At 47.7% G+C, this 20645-nt stretch carries 18 protein-coding genes; 10 read left to right on the top strand and 8 right to left on the bottom strand.

Annotated features, from left to right (window positions below; translation table 11 throughout):
* Positions 1-317: 317 nt before the first annotated feature.
* The 7 genes from KNQ12_RS13835 to dnaA form a co-directional block, all read right to left on the bottom strand.
* The gene (locus KNQ12_RS13835; RefSeq protein WP_075643171.1) at positions 318-1361 is read right to left on the bottom strand and encodes an HD-GYP domain-containing protein; all 1044 of its coding nucleotides are present in this window, start codon (positions 1359-1361) and stop codon (positions 318-320) included.
* 101 nt (positions 1362-1462) lie between these two features.
* Positions 1463-4066 (bottom strand): DNA gyrase subunit A, encoded by a 2604-nt coding sequence (gene gyrA / locus KNQ12_RS13830; protein ID WP_214748983.1) that lies wholly within the window; start codon positions 4064-4066, stop codon positions 1463-1465.
* 27 nt (positions 4067-4093) lie between these two features.
* Complete coding sequence (gene gyrB, locus KNQ12_RS13825) at positions 4094-6007, bottom strand: DNA topoisomerase (ATP-hydrolyzing) subunit B (protein ID WP_200864062.1); 1914 nt, start codon at positions 6005-6007, stop codon at positions 4094-4096.
* A 10-nt stretch (positions 6008-6017) separates the two neighbouring features.
* Positions 6018-7172 (bottom strand): DNA replication/repair protein RecF, encoded by a 1155-nt coding sequence (recF, locus tag KNQ12_RS13820; protein WP_023469866.1) that lies wholly within the window; start codon positions 7170-7172, stop codon positions 6018-6020.
* A 1-nt stretch (position 7173) separates the two neighbouring features.
* A complete protein-coding gene (gene yaaA / locus KNQ12_RS13815) occupies positions 7174-7395 on the bottom strand; it encodes a S4 domain-containing protein YaaA (protein ID WP_023469865.1) in 222 nt (73 codons plus the stop codon).
* Positions 7396-7556: 161 nt separating this feature from the next.
* Entirely contained in the window at positions 7557-8690 is a 1134-nt protein-coding gene (dnaN, locus tag KNQ12_RS13810) for a DNA polymerase III subunit beta (RefSeq protein WP_023469864.1), read from the bottom strand.
* Positions 8691-8881: 191 nt separating this feature from the next.
* Positions 8882-10273, bottom strand: coding sequence for a chromosomal replication initiator protein DnaA (dnaA, locus tag KNQ12_RS13805; protein ID WP_023469863.1), 1392 nt, complete (start codon positions 10271-10273; stop codon positions 8882-8884).
* A gap of 737 nt (positions 10274-11010) precedes the next feature.
* Here dnaA and rpmH point away from each other — a divergent pair.
* The 8 genes from rpmH to KNQ12_RS17160 all read left to right on the top strand — a co-directional run bounded on the left by rpmH (position 11011) and on the right by KNQ12_RS17160 (position 18500).
* A complete protein-coding gene (gene rpmH, locus KNQ12_RS13800; RefSeq protein WP_012371910.1) occupies positions 11011-11145 on the top strand; it encodes a 50S ribosomal protein L34 in 135 nt (44 codons plus the stop codon).
* Positions 11146-11311: 166 nt separating this feature from the next.
* On the top strand, positions 11312-11662 hold the full coding sequence (gene rnpA / locus KNQ12_RS13795) for a ribonuclease P protein component (RefSeq protein WP_023469862.1): 351 nt from the start codon (positions 11312-11314) through the stop codon (positions 11660-11662).
* A 104-nt stretch (positions 11663-11766) separates the two neighbouring features.
* A complete protein-coding gene (yidC, locus tag KNQ12_RS13790) occupies positions 11767-12621 on the top strand; it encodes a membrane protein insertase YidC (RefSeq protein ID WP_035395434.1) in 855 nt (284 codons plus the stop codon).
* Positions 12622-12768: 147 nt separating this feature from the next.
* On the top strand, positions 12769-14151 hold the full coding sequence (mnmE, locus tag KNQ12_RS13785; RefSeq protein WP_023469860.1) for a tRNA uridine-5-carboxymethylaminomethyl(34) synthesis GTPase MnmE: 1383 nt from the start codon (positions 12769-12771) through the stop codon (positions 14149-14151).
* Positions 14152-14194: 43 nt separating this feature from the next.
* On the top strand, positions 14195-16084 hold the full coding sequence (mnmG, locus tag KNQ12_RS13780; RefSeq protein WP_214748980.1) for a tRNA uridine-5-carboxymethylaminomethyl(34) synthesis enzyme MnmG: 1890 nt from the start codon (positions 14195-14197) through the stop codon (positions 16082-16084).
* A gap of 5 nt (positions 16085-16089) precedes the next feature.
* Positions 16090-16806, top strand: a complete 717-nt coding sequence (gene rsmG / locus KNQ12_RS13775) for a 16S rRNA (guanine(527)-N(7))-methyltransferase RsmG (protein WP_023469858.1) — start codon at positions 16090-16092, stop codon at positions 16804-16806.
* 48 nt (positions 16807-16854) lie between these two features.
* On the top strand, positions 16855-17697 hold the full coding sequence (gene noc, locus KNQ12_RS13770; RefSeq protein ID WP_023469857.1) for a nucleoid occlusion protein: 843 nt from the start codon (positions 16855-16857) through the stop codon (positions 17695-17697).
* Positions 17698-17735: 38 nt separating this feature from the next.
* Positions 17736-18500, top strand: a complete 765-nt coding sequence (locus KNQ12_RS17160; protein ID WP_035395440.1) for a ParB/RepB/Spo0J family partition protein — start codon at positions 17736-17738, stop codon at positions 18498-18500.
* 37 nt (positions 18501-18537) lie between these two features.
* Here KNQ12_RS17160 and yyaC read toward each other — a convergent pair whose 3' ends face one another.
* On the bottom strand, positions 18538-19155 hold the full coding sequence (gene yyaC, locus KNQ12_RS13760) for a spore protease YyaC (protein ID WP_034786343.1): 618 nt from the start codon (positions 19153-19155) through the stop codon (positions 18538-18540).
* 182 nt (positions 19156-19337) lie between these two features.
* Between yyaC and KNQ12_RS13755 the strand changes: the two genes are divergently transcribed.
* A complete protein-coding gene (locus KNQ12_RS13755; protein WP_050678887.1) occupies positions 19338-20267 on the top strand; it encodes a mechanosensitive ion channel family protein in 930 nt (309 codons plus the stop codon).
* The gene (locus KNQ12_RS13750) at positions 20239-20427 is read left to right on the top strand and encodes a DUF951 domain-containing protein (protein WP_023469853.1); all 189 of its coding nucleotides are present in this window, start codon (positions 20239-20241) and stop codon (positions 20425-20427) included. Before KNQ12_RS13755 ends, KNQ12_RS13750 begins: the two co-directional genes overlap by 29 nt.
* The last annotated feature ends 218 nt before the right edge of the window (positions 20428-20645 follow it).

Here is a 20645-nt window from a genome sequence, read left to right as displayed (position 1 = left end):
AGTCACGATTGACGAAGCTTGCGCTTCATTCGTTTTTGTATTCCGTAGAATACGATTTTTGCCTCATCGTTCAGTTTTCAAAGTTCGTCCGCGCCTGTTTTGGCGACTCAATTAGAATACCAAGTTTGAAACAAGAAGTCAACAACTTTTTTGAAATTGTTTTTTTGTTTGTTTCAAGCGCTTGTCGTTGTTAAGGACATGTAATAATATATCATGCGTTTTATTATTGTGCAACACTTATTTTAAAATTGTTTTTAAAATCATGAATAAGCCTCTTGAACCTTACGATTCCGGCTCAAGAGGCTACGTATTTCCTATTAATCCATCAACTGAATGATGCTATGTTGCCGTTCTTCCATTAAATCAATGACTATCATCCGTCCTTGTTCTTCATATGAAATAACAGGTCGATCAAAAATTGTATTCTTTCGAACGATCGTTGCAATCTTTCCATTACTCATCAGGACACGATCACCGACTTCGATTGGTAAAAGTAACTGTCCGAGCAATAGGACATACTTCGAGCAATATTGCATCGGTCGTGCTTTTAAATGACGGTATGCATCAAACGGTGTATATGCTTCTCGATATGGACGCCAACTTGTCATCGCAGCAAAGACATCTGCCACAATAAAAAGTCGACTATGATCCGTAATCTTATCTCCCTTTACCTTTAAAGGATAACCCGTTCCATCTAGTCGTTCATGATGTTGAACAATCAAGCGATTGACCGTATCTGAAATGATCGTCTCCTTTTGCAATGCTTGATATGCCATTGCGGGGTGCCGGTGGAAGATTTCTTGTTGCATTGCTTCATAGCGTTTCGTATGACGCCATTCCATGATTCGCGCGAGACCGTAGTCAGCAAAATAAGAAGCTGTCCATAACTCATGGATTAATTTCCGATCTTTTCCGACTGCTTCAGCAAGCATTTGCGCAATTGCCCCTCGATAGATGGCATGTCGAACTGTATAAGCTTCCGTTCCTCGCTCGAGGAAGAATGGTAAGACATCTTGTCTCGTAATCCGTTCTGGAACGGACTGTTTGACCCAGCTCAATGCTTCATACACATTCGGCTTTATTCCCTGTTCCCATGACATGAAGACTTTATTGTAAGAACGAATGAATGCTTCAAACGGATTTTCTGTATGAGCCGCTACGGTTTCAGCTTGCACCTCCTCGCTTTCGATTAGATCCGGTCGATCTTCGATGACGACTTCTTTAATCAAAAATCGTTGAATCCGTCGCAACTCATCCGTCCCTATCTTTTTACCTGCTTCTACGATTGGATGATCTGTATGTAAATAGATGGGTTCCGTTAAACGATCCCCGATGCGTAATTGATTACTTGCCACTCGCATATCGTTTCGTCTCCTTTTTTATTTTATTTTCTTTCTATCTATATATGTAGATAAAAGCAGCAGAGTAGTATCACTCTGCTGCTTCCTTGCTGACGTCTTGCTTACTCTTCCGCTTCTTCTGGAGCATCCGATTCGACTACATTCTCTTCAGACACGATGTCAGTGTCTTCTTCCATTTCATCAGTCTCTTCTCGTTTCAGTTTCGCAACCGTCGCAACACGGTCACCTTCTTCGATTCGAATGACCTTCACCCCTTGGGTATTCCGGCCGACACGTGAAATGTATTGCGAGTCTGTCCGAATGACGATACCGCTCTCTGTCATGATCATGATGTCATCATCGACATCAACGATTCGCATGGCAACGATTTGACCGACGCGTTCTGTCACCTTACTCGCGATTAATCCTTTACCACCACGAGACTGGCTACGGAACTCGGTCATCGGTGTCCGTTTACCGAATCCTTTTTCCGTAATGACAAGAACATCTTGGGCATCACGTGCAAGTTCCATCCCGACGACGAAATCGTCTGGACGTAACGTCATCGCTTTGACACCACGAGCGCCACGTCCCATCGAGCGGACATTCGTGATTGGGAAACGAATCGCTTTCCCACTTGTTGAAACAGCAAAGACTTCATCGTCCGTCGATGCGAGACGAACCGATGTCAACTCGTCGTCTTCAAACAATCGAATCGCGATCAAACCGTTTTTGTTGATCCGTGCGTACGCAGACAACGGTGAACGTTTGACGCGTCCTTTACGTGTCATGAAGATCAATGATTTTTGCTCATCTTGAACGACTTCTTCCGTTTCGAGCGTTTCTTCCGTCTCTTCAATCTCTCCTTCGATCACCTCGACAGGTGCTTGTTGCTCCTCGAGATAACGTTTGAAGTTGACTGGAATCATCGTCTCGACCTTTTCGTCGCGTTCGATTTGGATGAGGTTGATAATCGGTACACCTTTTGATGTCCGGCTCATCTCTGGTACTTCGTATCCACGAATCCGGTAGACTTTTCCGCGGTTCGTAAAGAATAGAATCGTATCGTGCGTCGAACAAGACAAGAGACGCGTGACGTAATCCTCGTCGTTCGTTCCGATTCCTTGAACCCCACGTCCGCCGCGGCGTTGTGTCCGGTACGAATCCGTCGTCATCCGTTTGATGTAGCCACTGCTTGTCAACGTGATGATGATATCCTGTTCCGGAATCAAATCTTCATCTTCGAATTCGATGTGGTCCATGCGGATTTCCGTCCGACGTTCGTCGTTGAAACGTTCTTTCAACTCCTCGAGCTCTGTCCGGATTAAATCAAGCAAGACTTCCTCACTCGCAAGGATGCGGTTCAGTTCCGCGATCAATTGCATGATTTCGTCATACTCTGCTTCGATCTTCTCCCGTTCAAGACCTGTCAGGCGTTGCAAGCGCATATCGAGAATCGCTTGTGATTGTTTCTCGGATAACGCAAAACGCTCCATCAACTGTTCACGTGCTGCGTCCGCTGTCCGGTTCCCGCGGATGATTTGAATGACTTCATCCAAATGATCGAGTGCAATCCGTAGACCGGCGAGCAAGTGTTCACGTGCTTCTGCTTTTTCAAGATCGAACTGTGTCCGACGACGCACGATTTCTTTTTGATGCTCGAGGTAATGATAAAGCATTTCCTTGAGCGTCAATGTTTTCGGACGTCCGCCGACGATCGCAAGCATGTTGACACCAAACGTCGTTTGCATCGACGTCTGTTTATACAAGTTATTTAAGATGACGCTCGCATTGGCGTCACGACGAACTTCCATGACGATGCGCATACCGCGGCGATCTGACTCATCCCGTAAATCGGTGATGCCTTCAATCTTTTTCTCGCGAACGAGATCGGCAATCTTTTCAACGAGGCGGGCTTTATTGACTTGATAAGGCAGCTCCGTCACGATGATCCGTTCCCGGTCTTTCTTCGTCTGTTCGATTTCTGCTTTCGCACGGACGATGATTGAGCCACGTCCTGTTTCATAAGCGCGACGAATCCCGCTCCGACCAAGAATTTCACCAGCTGTCGGGAAATCAGGTCCCGGAATGTGCTGCATCAGTTCTTGGATCGTGATTTCTGGGTCGTGCGACAAGGCTAAGACACCATCGATGACTTCGCCAAGCTGATGTGGTGGAATGTTCGTTGCCATTCCGACCGCGATCCCGCTCGAACCGTTGACGAGTAAGTTCGGGAAGCGTGACGGTAAGACTTCCGGTTCGCGTTCCGAACCATCGTAGTTATCTTTGAAATCGACTGTGTTTTTGTTGATATCGCGAACGATCTCCATCGCGATTTTTGACATACGAGCTTCCGTATATCGCATCGCAGCCGCCGAGTCCCCATCGACAGACCCGAAGTTTCCGTGTCCATCGACGAGTTCGTAACGGTAGCTGAAGTCTTGTGCCATGCGGACCATCGTGTCATAGACGGCAGAATCCCCGTGCGGGTGATACTTACCGATGACTTCCCCGACGATACGGGCAGACTTTTTATGTGGTTTATCGGCACGAATACCGAGGTCGTTCATCGCATAGAGAATCCGGCGGTGTCCGGGTTTTAAGCCGTCCCGTACGTCCGGAAGAGCACGTGCGACGATGACGCTCATCGCGTAGTCCATGAAGGACGTACGCATCTCTTGACTGATATTAATATCCTTGATGATTCCGTGATTTTGTTCGGACATGCTTCTGGCCACCCTCTCTGTTCAGCGTTAAATATCCAGGTTCTTGACGTAATGTGCGTGTGATTGAATGAAGTCGCGTCGTGGTTCGACTTGATCTCCCATCAAGATATCAAAGACTTCATCCGCTTCGATCGCATCTTGAAGCTCGACACGTAACATTTGACGACCACTTGGATCCATCGTCGTTTCCCAAAGTTGCTCTGGATCCATCTCCCCAAGACCTTTGTAGCGCTGAATGTCGTACCGTGCGTTTTCAGGAAGCGCTGCAAGCGCCTCTGTCAATTCACGTTCGTTATGCACGTACGTGATGTTCTTCCCTTGTTTGATCCCGTATAGCGGTGGCTGAGCGATATAGACATACCCATGCTCGACAAGCGGACGCATGTAACGGTAGAAGAACGTCAACAAGAGTGTCCGGATGTGGGCACCATCGACATCGGCATCGGTCATGATGATGACTTTGTGATAGCGTGCTTTTTCGATATTGAACTCAGAACCGATACTTGTTCCGAGTGCCGTGATGATCGTCCGAATCTCATTGCTTCCGAGAATCTTATCAAGACGTGCTTTCTCAACGTTCAAGATTTTACCGCGAATCGGTAAGATTGCTTGGAAATGACGATCGCGTCCGGATTTCGCAGAACCACCCGCCGAGTCACCCTCGACGATGTACAATTCGGAAATCGACGCATCACGTGACGAACAGTCGGCCAGTTTACCTGGAAGCGAGCTCACTTCGAGAACACCTTTACGGCGTGTCAGTTCACGGGCGCGTTTCGCTGCCATGCGGGCACGCGACGCCATCATCCCTTTTTCGACGATTGCGCGTGCGTTCGTCGGATTTTCGAGCATGAACTGCTCAAACGCACCAGAGAAGAGTGAATCCGTAACCGTACGCGCGTCGGAGTTCCCGAGTTTCGTTTTCGTCTGACCTTCGAACTGTGGGTTCGGGTGTTTGACGGAAACGATCGCGGTCATTCCTTCACGTACGTCCTCACCGGATAACGTACCGTCCGCATCCTTCATCAAACCGAACTTCTTCGCATAGTCATTGATGACGCGTGTCAGAGCTGTCTTAAAGCCCGTCTCATGCGTACCACCCTCATGCGTCGGGATGTTGTTCGTGAACGAGTAGATGTTTGACGCAAATCCGTCGTTGTACTGAAGCGCGACTTCGACTTCGATGCCATCTTTTGTTCCGTGTACATAGACAGGTTCCGCATGAACGACTTCTTTTGAACGGTTCAAGTGCTCGACGTAGGACTTGATTCCACCTTCATAGTGGAAGCTACGTGTCATCGGCTCATCCGCACGATCATCCGTGATGATGATCTTCAGGCCTTTGTTCAAGAAAGCAAGCTCGCGAAGGCGTGTTGCTAGCAAATCATAGTCATACTCGAGCGTCTCTTGGAAAATCTCACCGTCTGGGAAGAAACGAATCGTCGTTCCTGTCTCTTCTGATGTTCCGATTACTTCGAGATCTTGCGCTGGTACACCGCGATGGTACGCTTGATAATACAGCTTCTCGTTCCGTTTGACGAACACTTCAAGTTTCGTCGACAGAGCGTTAACGACCGAAGCCCCAACACCGTGTAATCCGCCCGATACTTTATATCCGCCGCCGCCGAACTTACCACCGGCATGGAGGACTGTCAAAATGACTTCAACGGCAGGACGACCCATCTTCTCTTGAATGTCGACTGGAATACCACGTCCGTTATCCTCGACTAAGATCGAGTTTCCTGGTTCAATCGTGACCTTGATCGTGTCACAGTATCCTGCGAGCGCCTCATCGATCGAGTTATCGACGATCTCCCATACGAGGTGATGGAGACCCTTTGATGCCGTCGAGCCGATATACATCCCTGGACGTTTACGTACTGCTTCTAATCCTTCAAGTACTTGAATCTGATCGGCACCGTACCCTTGTTCCAATTCCATATCTTCATGATTACTCATCGGTTTTCTCACCTACTGTTTCTTTATATGATGTCTCTTCCAAATCGACTGTCCCTTGTTTCACGTGGAACAACTTCGCTTGGTTGATCGTTTCATGCGCAATCCCGTCGACGCTTGTCGTCGTCAGGATCGTCTGGACCTTTTGTTGCATCGTATCGAGCAAATGTGTTTGACGATGATCATCAAGCTCGGATAAGACATCGTCGAGCAGAAGAAGTGGATATTCCCCTACTTCCTCATGAATCAATTCGATCTCCGCAAGCTTTAACGAGAGGGCTGCTGTCCGTTGTTGTCCTTGTGAACCATACGTTTGGACGTTTCGTCCGTTGACTTCCATCTCGAAGTCATCGCGATGTGGTCCAAACAACGTAACTCCTCTTCGGATTTCATTTTCTTTTATTTTACCAAACTTCCGCGTGTAGGACGCAGTCATTCCTTCGACATCGAGTAATTCGTCGCCGAATGTGTCCGAACGATAGATGAGCGCGAGTTCTTCCTGTCCACGACTGATTCCGTCATGAATCGGTCGTGCCCACTTTTCGAGTTGGGCCATGAAATGATGCCGGCGCTGAACGATTTTAACGGCTAGCGTAATCATTTGCTCCGTCAAGATATCAAGGAAGGTCTCGTCTCCTCCCTTCATGGACAGTTGTTTCAGCAATGCATTCCGCTGCTTCAACACTTTCAGATACTGGCTCAATTCATGCAGATAGACCGGGCTGACTTGACCAATCTCCATATCGAGAAATCGTCTGCGGACTTGTGGACTACCTTTGACGATATGCAAATCTTCCGGGGCGAATAAAACGATGTTCAGTGCCCCAACATAATCACTTAAGCGTCGTTGCTCTAGATGATTCAGCTTTGCTTTTTTCCCGCGACCCGAGATGACGATTTCTTGAACATGGGAACCGGTCCGCTTGACGACACGTCCTTCGACGCGCGCTGTTTCCTGGTCCCAACCGATCAGTTCCTTGTCATGCGTCGTCCGGTGCGACTTCGCGAGAGCAAGGACATAGATTGCTTCCAGTAAGTTCGTCTTCCCTTGTGCATTTTCACCAATCAGGACATTCGTTTTTTCGGAGAATGACAGTTCGAGTGCGTCATAGTTGCGATAATGACTGAGTCGGACTGAATCCAGCCGCACGTTAGTTGCCCTCGTTCTTGATGATGAACTGACCGTAGTCTTCTACATCAATGATGTCTCCATCCCGTAATTTACGACCACGTCGCTGATCGACCTCGCCGTTGACTAGAATCGGTACCTCTGCTAAAAACGGTTTGGCTTGTCCTCCGCTTGAGATGATATCCGATAGCTTCAGGAACTGCCCTAATGTGACATATTCCGTTGTAATTCTGATTTCTTGCATGGATTGACTCCTCCTACCTACATATTATAAATGACGTACTCTTTATTGTACTAAACATTAGACGATTTAGCAAAATCCCCGAACGTATATACGGTATACGAAAAGACGGGTCCGATGTCGAAACGATCGAACCCGTCTTGTCACGTGTTTTCTGTTGATGCTTATGCTGTCCGTACTGGAAGAATCAGTTGCAGGACATTATCTTGATCGACTGGATGCAAGATGAATGGACGAATCGAACCCGTGAACTGGATTTCGATATCTGTCGCGTCAAGCGCCTTCAAGGCATCCATCATGTACTTCGAGTTGAACGAGATTTTCAGCTCTTCTCCTTCAAGCGACAGGATGCTGACTTGCTCCGAGACTTTCCCGACTTCTGGTGAATGCGAAGAGATCTCGACCGCTGTCGTTCCTTCAGCTGCGAACTTGATGACATTGTTACGGTCCTCACGTGCAAGCAGCGACGCGCGATCGATCGCTTGAAGCAATTCTTTCGCATTCATGCGGACAGCTGTCCGGTACTCTTCTGGAATCAAACGTGATGTATCCGGATAGTTTCCGTCGAGTAGACGCGAGAAGAAGAGGACGTGCTTCATCTTGAACAAGATTTGTTGGTTCGTGATCGTGATATCCACATGACCGTCCCCAAGCAACTTCGATAATTCATTTAAGCTCTTCCCTGGAACGATGACGTTCTGGAACGAGATGTCCGTATCTGTCTCAAACTGAGCACGACGAAGGGCTAAACGGTGACTATCCGTTGAGACACACGTCAAGATGCCTTTGTCAGCTGAGAAGTTCACACCTGTCAGAACAGGACGTGTTTCTTGAACAGCGACAGCAAAGCTTGTTTGGCGAATCATCGAACGTAAGAGATCAGCCGGTAAACGGAAACGTTGTCCCCCATCGACTTGCGGAAGGCGTGGGAACTCATCTGGATCAAGACCGTTCAAATGGAATTCCGCTGTTCCTGACTGAATCCGTGTCATGAAGTTCGGTGAGACTTCGAGTGTGACTTCGTCTTTTGGCATCTTTTTGACGATATCGCCGAAGAAGCGGGCATTCAAGACGACACTACCAGCACGGTGAACCGTGACATAGGATGTTCCATTCTCTTCTGCATAGATCGTCCGTTCAATCGAGATTTCTGTATCGCTTCCTGTCAGCGTCATACCATCTCCATGAGCTTCGAGTTTGATTCCTGTCAGAATCGGAATCGTCGTGCGGGATGAGACCGCTTTGGCTACATCTTGTACTGCTTGAATTAAAGCTTCGCGTTGAATGGTGATATGCATATCGTCGTTAGACTCCTCTCGAAAATAATGGGCATGCGCCCATCATAACATAATAATATATTTTTTTAATAATAGTCTTAGGGGCTGTGGATAGTGTGGATAAGTCGGTGGATAACTTGGTATAAAGCCAAAAACGGTGTGGATAAGTTGTGGATAACTACCCTACTTTATCCACATGTTTATCCACAGTTTTACGAATGCTTCAATTCATGTTTGATTTGTTCGATGACTTTTCCCGTTTCCCCATCCGATTTGATCAACATGCTGATCTTTTCATGGGCATGGATGACGGTCGTATGGTCGCGTCCCCCGAATTCCTCTCCGATTTTCGGTAAAGAGCTCTCTGTCATCTCACGTGAAAGATACATCGCGATTTGACGTGGGAAGGCAATCGATTTCGTCCGTTTCTTCGCCTTCAGATCATCAAACGGTAAGTTGAAATGTTTACTGACCGACTCCTGGATGTCACGAATCGTGACTTTACGCGGTTCAGCGACCGGCATGATGTTATGCAAGGCTTCTGCAGCGACATTTGGATCGATTGGTCGCCCGACGAGATTCGCATAGGCAATGACACGCGTCAACGCCCCTTCGAGCTCCCGAATGTTCGTATCAATTTGACTTGCGATGTAAAGCATGACTTCGTTTGAGACGTCAAGTTGCTCCGCATTCGCCTTTTTCCGTAAAATCGCAATCCGTGTCTCGAGATCCGGTGGCGTGATGTCGGTGATTAATCCCCATTCGAAACGAGAACGAAGCCGATCTTCAAGCGTTGGAATCTCTTTTGGTGGTCGGTCACTTGAGATGATGATTTGTTTTTGGTCGTTGTGCAAGGCATTGAATGTGTGGAAAAACTCTTCTTGCGTCTGTTCTTTGCCCGCAAGGAACTGGATGTCATCAATTAAGAGGACATCGATGTTACGGTATTTATTTCGAAACTCAACCGTCTTATTATCACGGATGGAGTTAATGAAGTCATTCGTAAAGCGTTCAGAAGAGACATAGGCAATCCGTGTCCCGAGATTTTGATCTTGAACGTACTGTCCGATGGCATGCATCAGATGGGTTTTGCCAAGACCAACGCCACCATAGATGAAAAGCGGATTGTATGCTTTAGCAGGCGCTTCCGCAACAGCAAGTGAAGCGGCATGCGCAAAACGGTTCCCCGATCCGATGACGAATGTATCGAACGTATACTTCTCATTCAATTGTCCGAGTTCACTCATCGTCAGTTCCTCTGTTGGTCTCCGCATGTTCGATGGACGTGATTTCGGAGTCGGTGTTGCCTCAACACGTTCCTCTTCTTGTCGATCGAGCATTTTCTTCGCTTGTCCCTCTTCAATGAACTGAATATCGAGTCGGCTTCCTGTTACTTCCTCAACTGTGTCTTCGAGTAAAGATAAGTACTGGCGCTCGAGCCATGTCACCGTAAACGCAGCTGGTGCTGAAACGAGTAGTGTCGTTCCATTTAACGTGACGCCTTCTGTGGATTTTAACCACATATCATAACTAGCTTTCGGTGTTCGTTCCTCTTCCTCGATCACAGATAAGACATTATGCCAAAGTTCGGCAGCGTTTTTCATAAATACCCCCCTTTTTTTATCAAGATAGAAAATTTTTGTACACAGGCTTATACACAGACAAAGTTAATGAAGAAACTCGACTTATCCCCATAACGTAAAAACTGTGGATAACGTTATCCACAGGCAGTTGAATCTGTGTATAAAGTTATCCACAGGGTGTGTATAACTTGTTTTGTCCTGAACGATCAGGATCATGTTATGCACAATTAGTGTATCAAAAGAAATGAGCCCTGGCAATGGTTGGAATGATTTATCCACAAGTAAATTAAACCGTCCACAGGTAGTTACCCACAAGCTGTGGATAGTGTGGATAAATTGTGGATAAGAGGTGGATAACTTTTCGAAAGAGGAAGCGTTGAAAAAGAGTTATTCACAAAATACAAAAGAAGTGGAAAAAGGAAATCCAAAATCGAGGATTGACGTCGATTTTAAAAAATACTATCGTAGACAAAGTGAAGAGTTATCCACGGAAAGTGTGGATAATGTGGATAAGTCTGTGGATAGGTGGATAAGTCTACAAACATCCCCTCTATGACCCATATGTATTCTATCGCGTAATAGAGTTTGCACAGTCGAATCCTATTGCCTGTTTTCAAACTAGAACTCCCTTAAGCAGGACAAGAAATCTTCTGAACTTTCATTGACAATGCCACAATCAGTTTATATAATGTACAAGACTGCCTTAAAGTAGAAAATAACAATTGGTTATAAAGATCTTTTAAAGGAGGTGCAGACGAATGAAACCAACTTTCAACCCAAACAACCGTAAGCGTAAAAAAGTTCACGGATTCCGTGCGCGTATGGCTACGAAGAGTGGCCGCCGTATCTTGGCTGCTCGCCGTCTTAAGGGCCGCAAAGCCTTGACTGTCTAATGCATTGATGCATCCATCACTTCGGGCATGGTCCGAGGTGATTTTTTTTTATGTTTTTTCGTGTGTTCGTGCTTTTGTCACATGCGCCCTATCGCGTCGCATGTTTATTCTATGATATGATGAGAGACGACGAATTTTCGTAGTGTCAGGATGGAGTGTGAATAAGGTGAAGAAGGAATACCGCGTCAAGAAAGACAAGGAGTTCCAAGCGGTGTTTACTAAAGGAGCCTCTGTCGCAAATCGGCAATTTGTCGTGTATGCCTTGAAAAAGGAGCAACAGACTCACTTTCGGGTTGGTTTATCCGTCAGTAAGAAAATCGGGAATGCCGTCGTCCGGAATCAGGTGAAACGGTATCTTCGGGAAGCATGCCAGCAGCATGAAGCCTCGATTGCCCCGAATTATGATTTGGTGATCATCGCGCGCAATCCGGCCGCGAAGATGACCGCGCAAGAAGTGGCTGACAGTCTCCGTCACGTCCTCAAACGTTCCGGTGTCTGGATGCGATCAAAAAAATGAATCGTAGCAATGCATCCTGTTGATTTGTACGGCGCTCCCTTTCCTTGCCTTACTATAGAAGAAGATGGCGTTCGACAAAGCGTAAACAATTTCTAGGAGGAATTATGAACAAGAGAACTAAGATTTGGTTAACTCTCGGACTCATGTCCGTGCTCGCGATCGTATTATCCGGCTGTACACCTAGCACGTATGGTACAGGTGAACCGATCACAGCAGACACAGAAGGTTTTTGGAAACATTACTTCGTTTGGCCGATGGCGTGGTTGATTCGTGAGATTTCACAGTTCTTTAGCGGTGATTACGGTATCGGAATCATCATTACGACACTTCTCGTTCGTCTTGTCATCCTTCCATTGATGATCAAACAAACGAAGAGTATGGGTGGAATGCAAGTCATCCAGCCTGAAATGATGAAGCTTCGTGAGAAATACAGCTCAAAAGACCAAGAGACGCAACAGAAATTGCAACAGGAAATGATGAAGCTCTACCAAGAGCACAACGTCAATCCACTCGCAGGCTGTTTACCGATCTTGATCCAAATGCCGATCTTGATCGCGTTCTATAACGCCATCATTTATACACCGGCTATTTTCCAACATACGTTCCTCTGGTTCGACCTTGGGAAACCGGATCCATTCTTCATCTTGCCGATCATGTCTGCAGTACTGACGTATCTGCAACAAAAGATCTCGATGGCAGGTCAAGAAGACAATCCACAAATGAAAATCATGCTCTACGTCTTCCCAATCATGATCTTCATCATGGGTGTTACACTCCCATCTGCCCTTTCGCTTTACTGGGTCGTCGGTTACATCTTCTCGATCATCGTCACGATCGTCATCATGAAGCCGATGCGTGAAAAGATTAAGTTGCAGACGGAAGCAACAATGGCTGCTAAACGTGAAAAAGAAGCAGCACAAGCAGCTCCGGCTCCTAAAAAATCGAAAAAGAAACGCTAATACGTGAAGAGCGACGCTTTGTTTTGACAGAGTGTCGCTCTTTTTCTTTTGCGTCATTTCGTGTATAGTTGTTTCGTTATACCCATTGCAACGATTAAGGATTAAATACTCATAAAAAGACAGAAGAAAAACGAGGTGGAAGAACGGATGATGGAATTTGATACGATTGCCGCGATTTCGACGCCGATGGGAGAAGGGGCGATTGCGATCGTGCGCTTATCAGGTCCTGATGCAGTCGCTGTAGCCGACCGTGTTTATAAAGGGAGCAACCGCTTGACGGAAGTACCAACCCATACGATTCATTACGGGAAATTGGTCGACCATGAGGCGGACCGTGTCGTCGATGAAGTGATGGTGAGTGTCATGCGCGCACCAAAGACGTTTACACGTGAAGATGTCATCGAATTGAATTGTCATGGAGGAGTCGTCGCGGTCAATCGTGTCCTCGAACTCATCCTCGCCCAACCGGAAGTCCGGCTGGCGGAACCTGGTGAATTTACGAAACGTGCGTTCTTGAACGGACGCATCGATTTATCACAAGCGGAAGCCGTCATGGATCTGATCCGGGCGAAGACGGACCGAGCGATGCATGTCGCCGTCAGTCAGATTGAAGGACGTCTCTCGAAACTCGTCCAAGACTTACGTCAACAATTGTTACAGACGATTGCTGCGATTGAAGTCAACATCGATTACCCGGAATACGATGCAGAAGAGATGACGCAACAGATCGTCGAACGTGATGCGGGTGCTGTCCGCGCGATTTTAGCAGAGTTATTAACAACGGCACGCCAAGGAAAAATCTTGCGCGAAGGGTTATCCACAGCGATCATCGGTCGACCAAACGTCGGAAAGTCGTCTTTGCTCAACACATTGGTGCAAGAAGCAAAGGCCATCGTCACGGATATCGCGGGAACGACGCGCGATACGATTGAGGAATATGTTAACGTTCGCGGTGTACCGTTGAAGTTGATTGATACGGCAGGGATTCGTGAGACGGAAGATATCGTCGAACGGATGGGTGTCGAAAAGTCACGTCAGGCTTTAAAGACGGCCGACTTGATCTTACTCGTCCTCAACGGAAACGATGTTTTGACGGATGAGGACGTCTTGCTGTTTGAAGCGATCAAAGGAATGAACGCGATCATCATCGTCAACAAGAGTGACTTGGCGCAACAGATTGATTTAGCGCGTGTCACGGAACTTGCTGATGGTCGACCAATCGTCACGACATCCTTGCTCGAGGAAGCAGGCGTCAACGATCTTGAAGCGGCGATTGCGAGTCTGTTCTTTGAACAGGGTGTCGAAAGTCAGGATATGACGTACGTCTCAAATGCGCGTCACATCCAGCTCATCAAACGCGCGAGTCAAATGATTGAAGATGCTCTCGGTGCAGCAGAAGCAGCGATGCCGATCGACATGGTACAGATCGATTTACGACGAGCATGGGATACGCTTGGCGAAATCAATGGTGATACAGCACAGGATAGTTTATTGGATCAGTTGTTTTCGCAGTTCTGTCTCGGGAAATAATTCGAGACGACTGCGTGTGGAATAAGAAGGAGGAACCAGTACTATGGCTTATCAAGCAGGTGAATTCGACGTCATCGTCGTCGGAGCCGGACATGCCGGCATCGAAGCCTCTCTTGCTGCGGCACGAATGGGCTCGAAAACGGTCATGTTGACAATGAATCCCGATATGGTCGGATTCATGTATTGCAACCCGTCGATCGGTGGTCCTGCAAAAGGAATCGTCGTCCGGGAAATCGATGCGCTCGGTGGCGAAATGGCACGCGCGATCGATGCAACGTATATTCAAATGAAAATGTTAAACACATCAAAAGGTCCTGCCGTGCGAGCACTACGGGCACAGGCGGATAAATTCGAATACCAAAACCGAATGAAAAAAGCGCTCGAGGATGAACCTAATCTGCTCTTACGTCAAGCACTCGTCGAACGGTTATTGATTAACGACGAAGGACGTTGCGTCGGTGTCGTCACGAATACCGGAGCGGAGTACCGGGCGAAAGCGGTCATCATCACGACAGGAACGTTCATGCGCGGAAAAATCATCATCGGTGAATTGTCGTACGAGAGTGGTCCGAACAATCAGATGCCATCGATCAATCTATCGAAACATCTTGAAGAACTCGGATTTGAGCTCGCACGTTTCAAAACAGGTACACCACCACGAATTGACGGGAAAACGATTGACTACTCGAAGACGGAGATCCAACCAGGTGACGAAGTAGCACTTCCATTTAGTCATGAAACGACTCAGATGATCACGGAACAGATCCCATGCTGGTTGACGTATACGACGGAGTATACGCATCAGTTGATCGATGCGAACCTGCACCGCTCCCCGATGTTCTCTGGAATGATCAAAGGAACAGGTCCACGTTATTGCCCATCGATCGAAGATAAGGTCGTCCGGTTCAACGATAAACCGCGTCACCAAATCTTCCTTGAGCCAGAAGGTCGCGATACGGAAGAAGTCTACGTGCAAGGGTTATCAACAAGCTTGCCGGAAGACGTACAACACGATATTCTCCGCTCGATTCCAGGGCTTGAGAATTCAGAAATGATGCGTCCTGGTTATGCGATTGAGTACGATGCCGTTGTTCCGACACAACTCTGGCCAACGCTCGAGACAAAACGTGTTCCTGGTTTATTCACAGCGGGTCAAATCAACGGAACAAGTGGGTATGAGGAAGCAGCGGGACAAGGAATCATGGCAGGGATCAATGCCGGACTACAAGTCCAAGGCAAAGAACCACTTATCTTGTCACGTTCACAAGGCTATATCGGTGTCATGATCGATGATCTCGTCACGAAAGGTACGAACGAACCATACCGTCTCTTGACGTCACGCGCCGAGTACCGGTTGTTGCTCCGTCATGATAATGCGGACCTTCGCCTATCGGAAATCGGATATGAACTCGGATTGATCTCGGAAGAGCGCCAAGCGAAGTTGCTCGATAAACAAGAACAAATCCGTCTTGAGATGAAACGTCTTGAGAAGGTCGTCATCAAAGCGACAGCGGACGTGAATGCACAGCTAGAAGCAATTGGTGCATCACCACTCAAGGAAGCGCTGCATGCGATCACGTTGCTGAAACGCCCGGAAATCACGTATGCGATGATCGCGCAGATGACACCACCGGAAACACCACTGTCTGCAGAAGCAGCAGAACAAGTCGAAATCCAAGTCAAATATGCCGGCTACATCGATAAACAACTTGATCAAGTCGAAAAAATGATGCGGATGGAGCAAAAACGGATTCCGGATCGTCTCGATTACGATGCGATCAGTGGATTGGCGATTGAAGCGAAACAAAAACTAAACCAAGTGCGTCCGCTCTCGATCGGACAAGCATCCCGGATCTCAGGGGTTAACCCGTCTGATATCTCGATCCTGCTTGTCTATATCGAACAAGGCCAATACGCATTGACTGCGGAGTGAACGAGATGAACCAACAGCAATTCGTAACAGCATTGGCAGCACAGGGACTTGAGGTCTCAGAACATCAGTTGCATCAATTCAAACGGTATTATGAACTGCTCGTCGAGTGGAATGAAAAGATGAACCTGACAGCGATCACGGACGAAGAAGATGTCTACCTCAAGCACTTCTACGATTCGATCACAGCAGCATTCTATTTCGATTTCACGACGGTCACGACGGTTTGTGATGTCGGAGCGGGCGCTGGTTTCCCAAGTCTGCCGATCAAGATCATGTTCCCCCATCTCCAAGTGACGATCGTCGATTCACTGAACAAACGAATCGGCTTCCTCAATCATTTGGCGACGGAACTCGGACTCGAAGGTGTCGCGTTCCATCATGGACGCGCCGAAGAGTTCGGTAAAAATAAACAATTCCGCGAACGGTTTGACGTCGTGACAGCACGTGCGGTCGCCCGGATGTCCGTTCTCGCGGAATATTGCCTACCGCTTGCGAAAGTCGGGGGTCAATTCGTTGCCTTGAAGGCAGCGAAAGTCAGTGAAGAGCTCGAGGATGGTGCGATTGCCTTAAAAGTACTCGGTGGGAATTTACGGGAAAGTTTCCAGTTCCAATTGCCAGGCGAGGAAAGTGAGCGTAATATCGTTATTGTAGATAAAAAACGAACAACACCCGGGAAATATCCGCGTAAAGCGGGTACGCCTGCGAAAGATCCATTAAGCTAAACACCGTTTCACGTGAAACGATGACTGATAAAGGTGAGGTGCGCCAACGTGAGAAATGCAATTGCCAAGCTGCTCGGTAAGGGAGGGCAACCTGCTACGATCGAGCTTGACCCACAAGAGACGGTTCAGGAATTACCATTGACAGAACTTGTCGCAAACCAGTTCCAACCACGGACAGTGTTTGATGGGGACCGAATTGAAGAGCTAGCCGTTACGATCGAAGAGCATGGATTACTCCAGCCGATCGTCGTTCGAAAACAAGGAACAGGATACGAAATCATTGCGGGAGAACGACGATACCGGGCAGTGCGCTCGCTTGGTTGGGAAACGATTCCTGCCATCGTCAAAGAGATGACGGACGAGACGACTGCTTCACTGGCATTGATTGAAAATCTGCAACGCGAAGATTTGACACCAATCGAAGAAGCAGAAGCCTATGAGCGCTTGCTTGCGTTACAAGACATCACGCAAGAAGTGTTAGCTCGTAAGCTCGGACGTAGTCAATCGACGATTGCTAACAAATTGCGTTTGCTTCGATTGCCAACGGATGTCCGGGAAGCGTTGAAGCAACGGACGATCACGGAGCGTCATGCCCGTGCGTTATTACCGCTCAAGGATGAAGCGCTACAAGTAACGGTACTCGCTGAAATTCTGGAACGGGAATGGAACGTCAAGGAGACGGAGCGCCGGGTGGAACGATTGATGACACCACAGCCACCGAAGAAAAAACGTCATAAGAGCTTTGCTCGCGATACACGGATTGCGTTAAATACCCTTCGCGATTCCGTCGATATGATCGAGCAAACCGGATTGACGATTGAAAAAGAAGAAGTCGATTGTGAAGAATATGTAGAGGTGCGGATTCGCATCGTGAAGGCACGTCCGGAATAAGCGGTCGTGCCTTCCGCTACGTTTAGGAGAGAAGGCAAGTGAACGAATTACCTGTTCGGGCGATTCGCCCGAATCCGACTCAACCCCGGAAACGATTCAATGAAAAAGCATTAGAAGAGTTAGCCCAATCACTCGTTCGGCACGGGATGATCCAACCGATCGTCGTCCGACCACGTGATGGCTATTATGAAATCATCGCCGGCGAACGACGGTATCAAGCAGCGAGTCGCGCAGGATTCGAACGTGTACCGGTCCTCGTGATCGAAGCAGACGAGACACGCGTGATGGAGCTCGCTTTGATCGAAAACATCCAACGGGCGGATTTATCCGCGATTGAAGAGGCGATGGCGTATGCAGAGATGATCGAGGAATTCGGCATCACGCAAGCAGAGCTTGCGCAGCGTGTCGGCAAAAGTCGTTCGCACATCACGAACAGTCTTCGGTTACTACAATTGCCGTTACTCGTTCAACAAGCAGTGATGGATGAGCGGTTATCGATGGGACATGCCCGTGCCCTGTTGTCGCTGAAGCATCCAAAGAAAATCGAGCAGATGGCAGAACGCGTCATGGCGGAAAATTGGAACGTCCGTCGACTAGAGCAGGCGCTTCGGGAACGGAAAGAATCCACGCGTCCGCAACAAGCGACCGCTGTCCAATTCGTCGAAGAGTCGCTTCGCGAAAAATACGGGGCGACGGTACGGATCAAACAAGGCAAACAAGCAGGGAAACTCGAGATTGATTTTGCAGATGAAGACGACCTCAATCGGTTGCTCGACTTGTTATTACCTGAATCGGATCAATGAAAAAGAAGCGTTCCGGTGACGGTTCGCTTCTTTTTCATTACATCGAACGGGGCGTGAAGGAAATCGTCGTCCGTGTCGATTCAGCGGATAGTTTCGCATCGAGCATGTGGAAACTGTTCGCGACGAGTTCTGCTAGTTCATAAACGAGATGTAACCGTGTATTTTGGAGAATCATCATCTCCATGAATCCACTGACGTTAACGACAGCCTTAATGTTGAAGTCACCGACCGCAGGCAATTCTTTTTGAACGCCGGCACCGGGTGCGAGTGGACCTTCCGAGAAGAAGACGTGCCCAACGCTTGAAAGTCGACCAAGACACGCATCAATTGCGATGACGAGCGGACGGTAATGGGTCGTTTGGATTGAGTGAATCGTTTCAGCGAGATTCAGTGCATGGACGGGTTTAGCGAGTGTACCGTAAACGTGGAGATGAGCAGGTGCTTGTTTTTCAAGGAATGTTCCGACAAGTGGACCGAGTGAGTCGCCCGTCGAACGATCAGAACCAATGCAGACGAGTACGATTGGTCGTTTTTCCTGGACTGCGGAGATTTGTTCGAATAGTTGTTCGGCTAAGCGTTCTTTCGCGAACGGTTCCGTATATTCTAAAAAGAAAGAATAGGGCTTGGGCTCGTGCGAATGAAAGCGGAAATTCATCGAAATCATCCTTTCTTCTCTTGGTGTCGGTGTCGTGGTGGATTGGCAAGAGTGAAGGGTTCTTAGATGATTTTCCTTTCCCGGTTTTTCCAAAAATCTAACGTCAAAATCGGCTCTTTGGTTGAAACTCAATTAAAATCACGTATACTGTCGTAATAGAGAGAACAAGAAAGGATGAGAGAATGGCTACCAATCAAGATGTACAAGAATCCGTCGCCCAAGTCGATAAACTAATCAATCAAGTAATGGATGCGGATATGTGGATTCGTTTTGGGATGAAACTACTGATTGCGCTCATCATCATCGCGGCGTTCTATATCTTAACGCGCGTTTTGACTGGGGCAGTCTCACGTCTCTTTACGATTAGGAAAATCAATGAACAGGACTACTTGGCGCAACGTCAGAACGAGACATTACTGAAATTGCTACAAAATGCAATCCGTTATGTGCTCGGAATCGTCATGTTGTTGACGGTACTCAGTCAGTTCGGAATCAACATCACTGGTCTTGTCGCCAGTGCCGGAATCGCCGGTCTTGCGATTTCGTTCGGTGCGAAGAACTTGGTGCAAGATATCATTACCGGAGCGTTCATCATCTTCGAACGCCAGTTCAAAGTCGGAGATTATGTACGCGTCGGTGTGATTGAAGGGGTCGTCACGGAACTTGGGATCCGGACGACGAAACTCAAAGGACTCAACGGGGAGATCCACATCATCCCGAACGGTCAGATTTTACAAGTCACGAACTATTCGGTCGACAACAGTTTCGCACTCGTCGACGTCCAAGTCTCCTATGATGAGGATCTTGAACGGGTCGAACAAGTCTTGCATGAGATCGCAGACCGGACGACGAAGAAGTATGTCGATATGTTCGTCGAACCGATTCAGATGCTTGGCGTCCAGACGCTTGGTCCTTCTGAAGTCGTCTATCGTTTGATGGCAGAAGTACCACCGATGCAACATTTCCAAGCTGGTCGTCTAATCCGCAAAGAATTGAAGCAAGGACTCGAAGAAGAAAACATCAAGATCCCGTATCCACGGATGGTCATGATGAATCCAGAACAAAAGAATGGTGGACAAACGGATGATTCCAAAAACGTATCAACTCCATGATTATGTTGAGATGAAGAAGCAGCATCCATGTGGTACGAACCGATGGCAAATCATTCGGGTCGGCATGGATATCCGAATCAAATGTCAAGGTTGCGGGGCAAGCATTTTGATGCCACGTCGTGATTTTGATAAACGATTGAAAAAAGTCTTACCAGAGTAATGAAAAGCGGATCTGATCCTCGTGATTAGATTCGCTTTTTTGTTGTCTTGCTTAAGTGGAGCGGTTGCGTTCGGTTAGGACATGAGTAAAAAAGACGGTCGAGCTCCTTGCTTAAAAAAATTGAACTATCTATAATTGTGAAAGATGTGCTGACGTGGTGTAATCATTCTACCCACTGCGGCCGCTAGCACGGATTTCCTAGGAAATACCGAAAAGGA

The sequence above is a fragment of the Exiguobacterium sp. s11 genome (assembly GCF_018619015.1).
GTDB classification, from domain to species: Bacteria; Bacillota; Bacilli; order Exiguobacteriales; family Exiguobacteriaceae; genus Exiguobacterium_A; species Exiguobacterium_A indicum.
Note: the sequence above shows the minus strand (reverse complement) of the source record. Positions and strands in the feature narration are given on the sequence as shown.

Coding starts and splice junctions, on each gene's coding strand:
- KNQ12_RS13835 (WP_075643171.1), bottom strand. CDS start 1,361: ATGCGAGTGGCAAGTAATCAATTACGCATCGGGGATCGTTTAACGGAA.
- gyrA (WP_214748983.1), bottom strand. CDS start 4,066: ATGTCCGAACAAAATCACGGAATCATCAAGGATATTAATATCAGTCAA.
- gyrB (WP_200864062.1), bottom strand. CDS start 6,007: ATGGAATTGGAACAAGGGTACGGTGCCGATCAGATTCAAGTACTTGAA.
- yaaA (WP_023469865.1), bottom strand. CDS start 7,395: ATGCAAGAAATCAGAATTACAACGGAATATGTCACATTAGGGCAGTTC.
- dnaN (WP_023469864.1), bottom strand. CDS start 8,690: ATGCATATCACCATTCAACGCGAAGCTTTAATTCAAGCAGTACAAGAT.
- dnaA (WP_023469863.1), bottom strand. CDS start 10,273: ATGAAAAACGCTGCCGAACTTTGGCATAATGTCTTATCTGTGATCGAG.
- rpmH (WP_012371910.1), top strand. CDS start 11,011: ATGAAACCAACTTTCAACCCAAACAACCGTAAGCGTAAAAAAGTTCAC.
- yidC (WP_035395434.1), top strand. CDS start 11,767: ATGAACAAGAGAACTAAGATTTGGTTAACTCTCGGACTCATGTCCGTG.
- mnmE (WP_023469860.1), top strand. CDS start 12,769: ATGATGGAATTTGATACGATTGCCGCGATTTCGACGCCGATGGGAGAA.
- mnmG (WP_214748980.1), top strand. CDS start 14,195: ATGGCTTATCAAGCAGGTGAATTCGACGTCATCGTCGTCGGAGCCGGA.
- rsmG (WP_023469858.1), top strand. CDS start 16,090: ATGAACCAACAGCAATTCGTAACAGCATTGGCAGCACAGGGACTTGAG.
- yyaC (WP_034786343.1), bottom strand. CDS start 19,155: ATGAATTTCCGCTTTCATTCGCACGAGCCCAAGCCCTATTCTTTCTTT.
- KNQ12_RS13755 (WP_050678887.1), top strand. CDS start 19,338: ATGGCTACCAATCAAGATGTACAAGAATCCGTCGCCCAAGTCGATAAA.
- KNQ12_RS13750 (WP_023469853.1), top strand. CDS start 20,239: ATGATTCCAAAAACGTATCAACTCCATGATTATGTTGAGATGAAGAAG.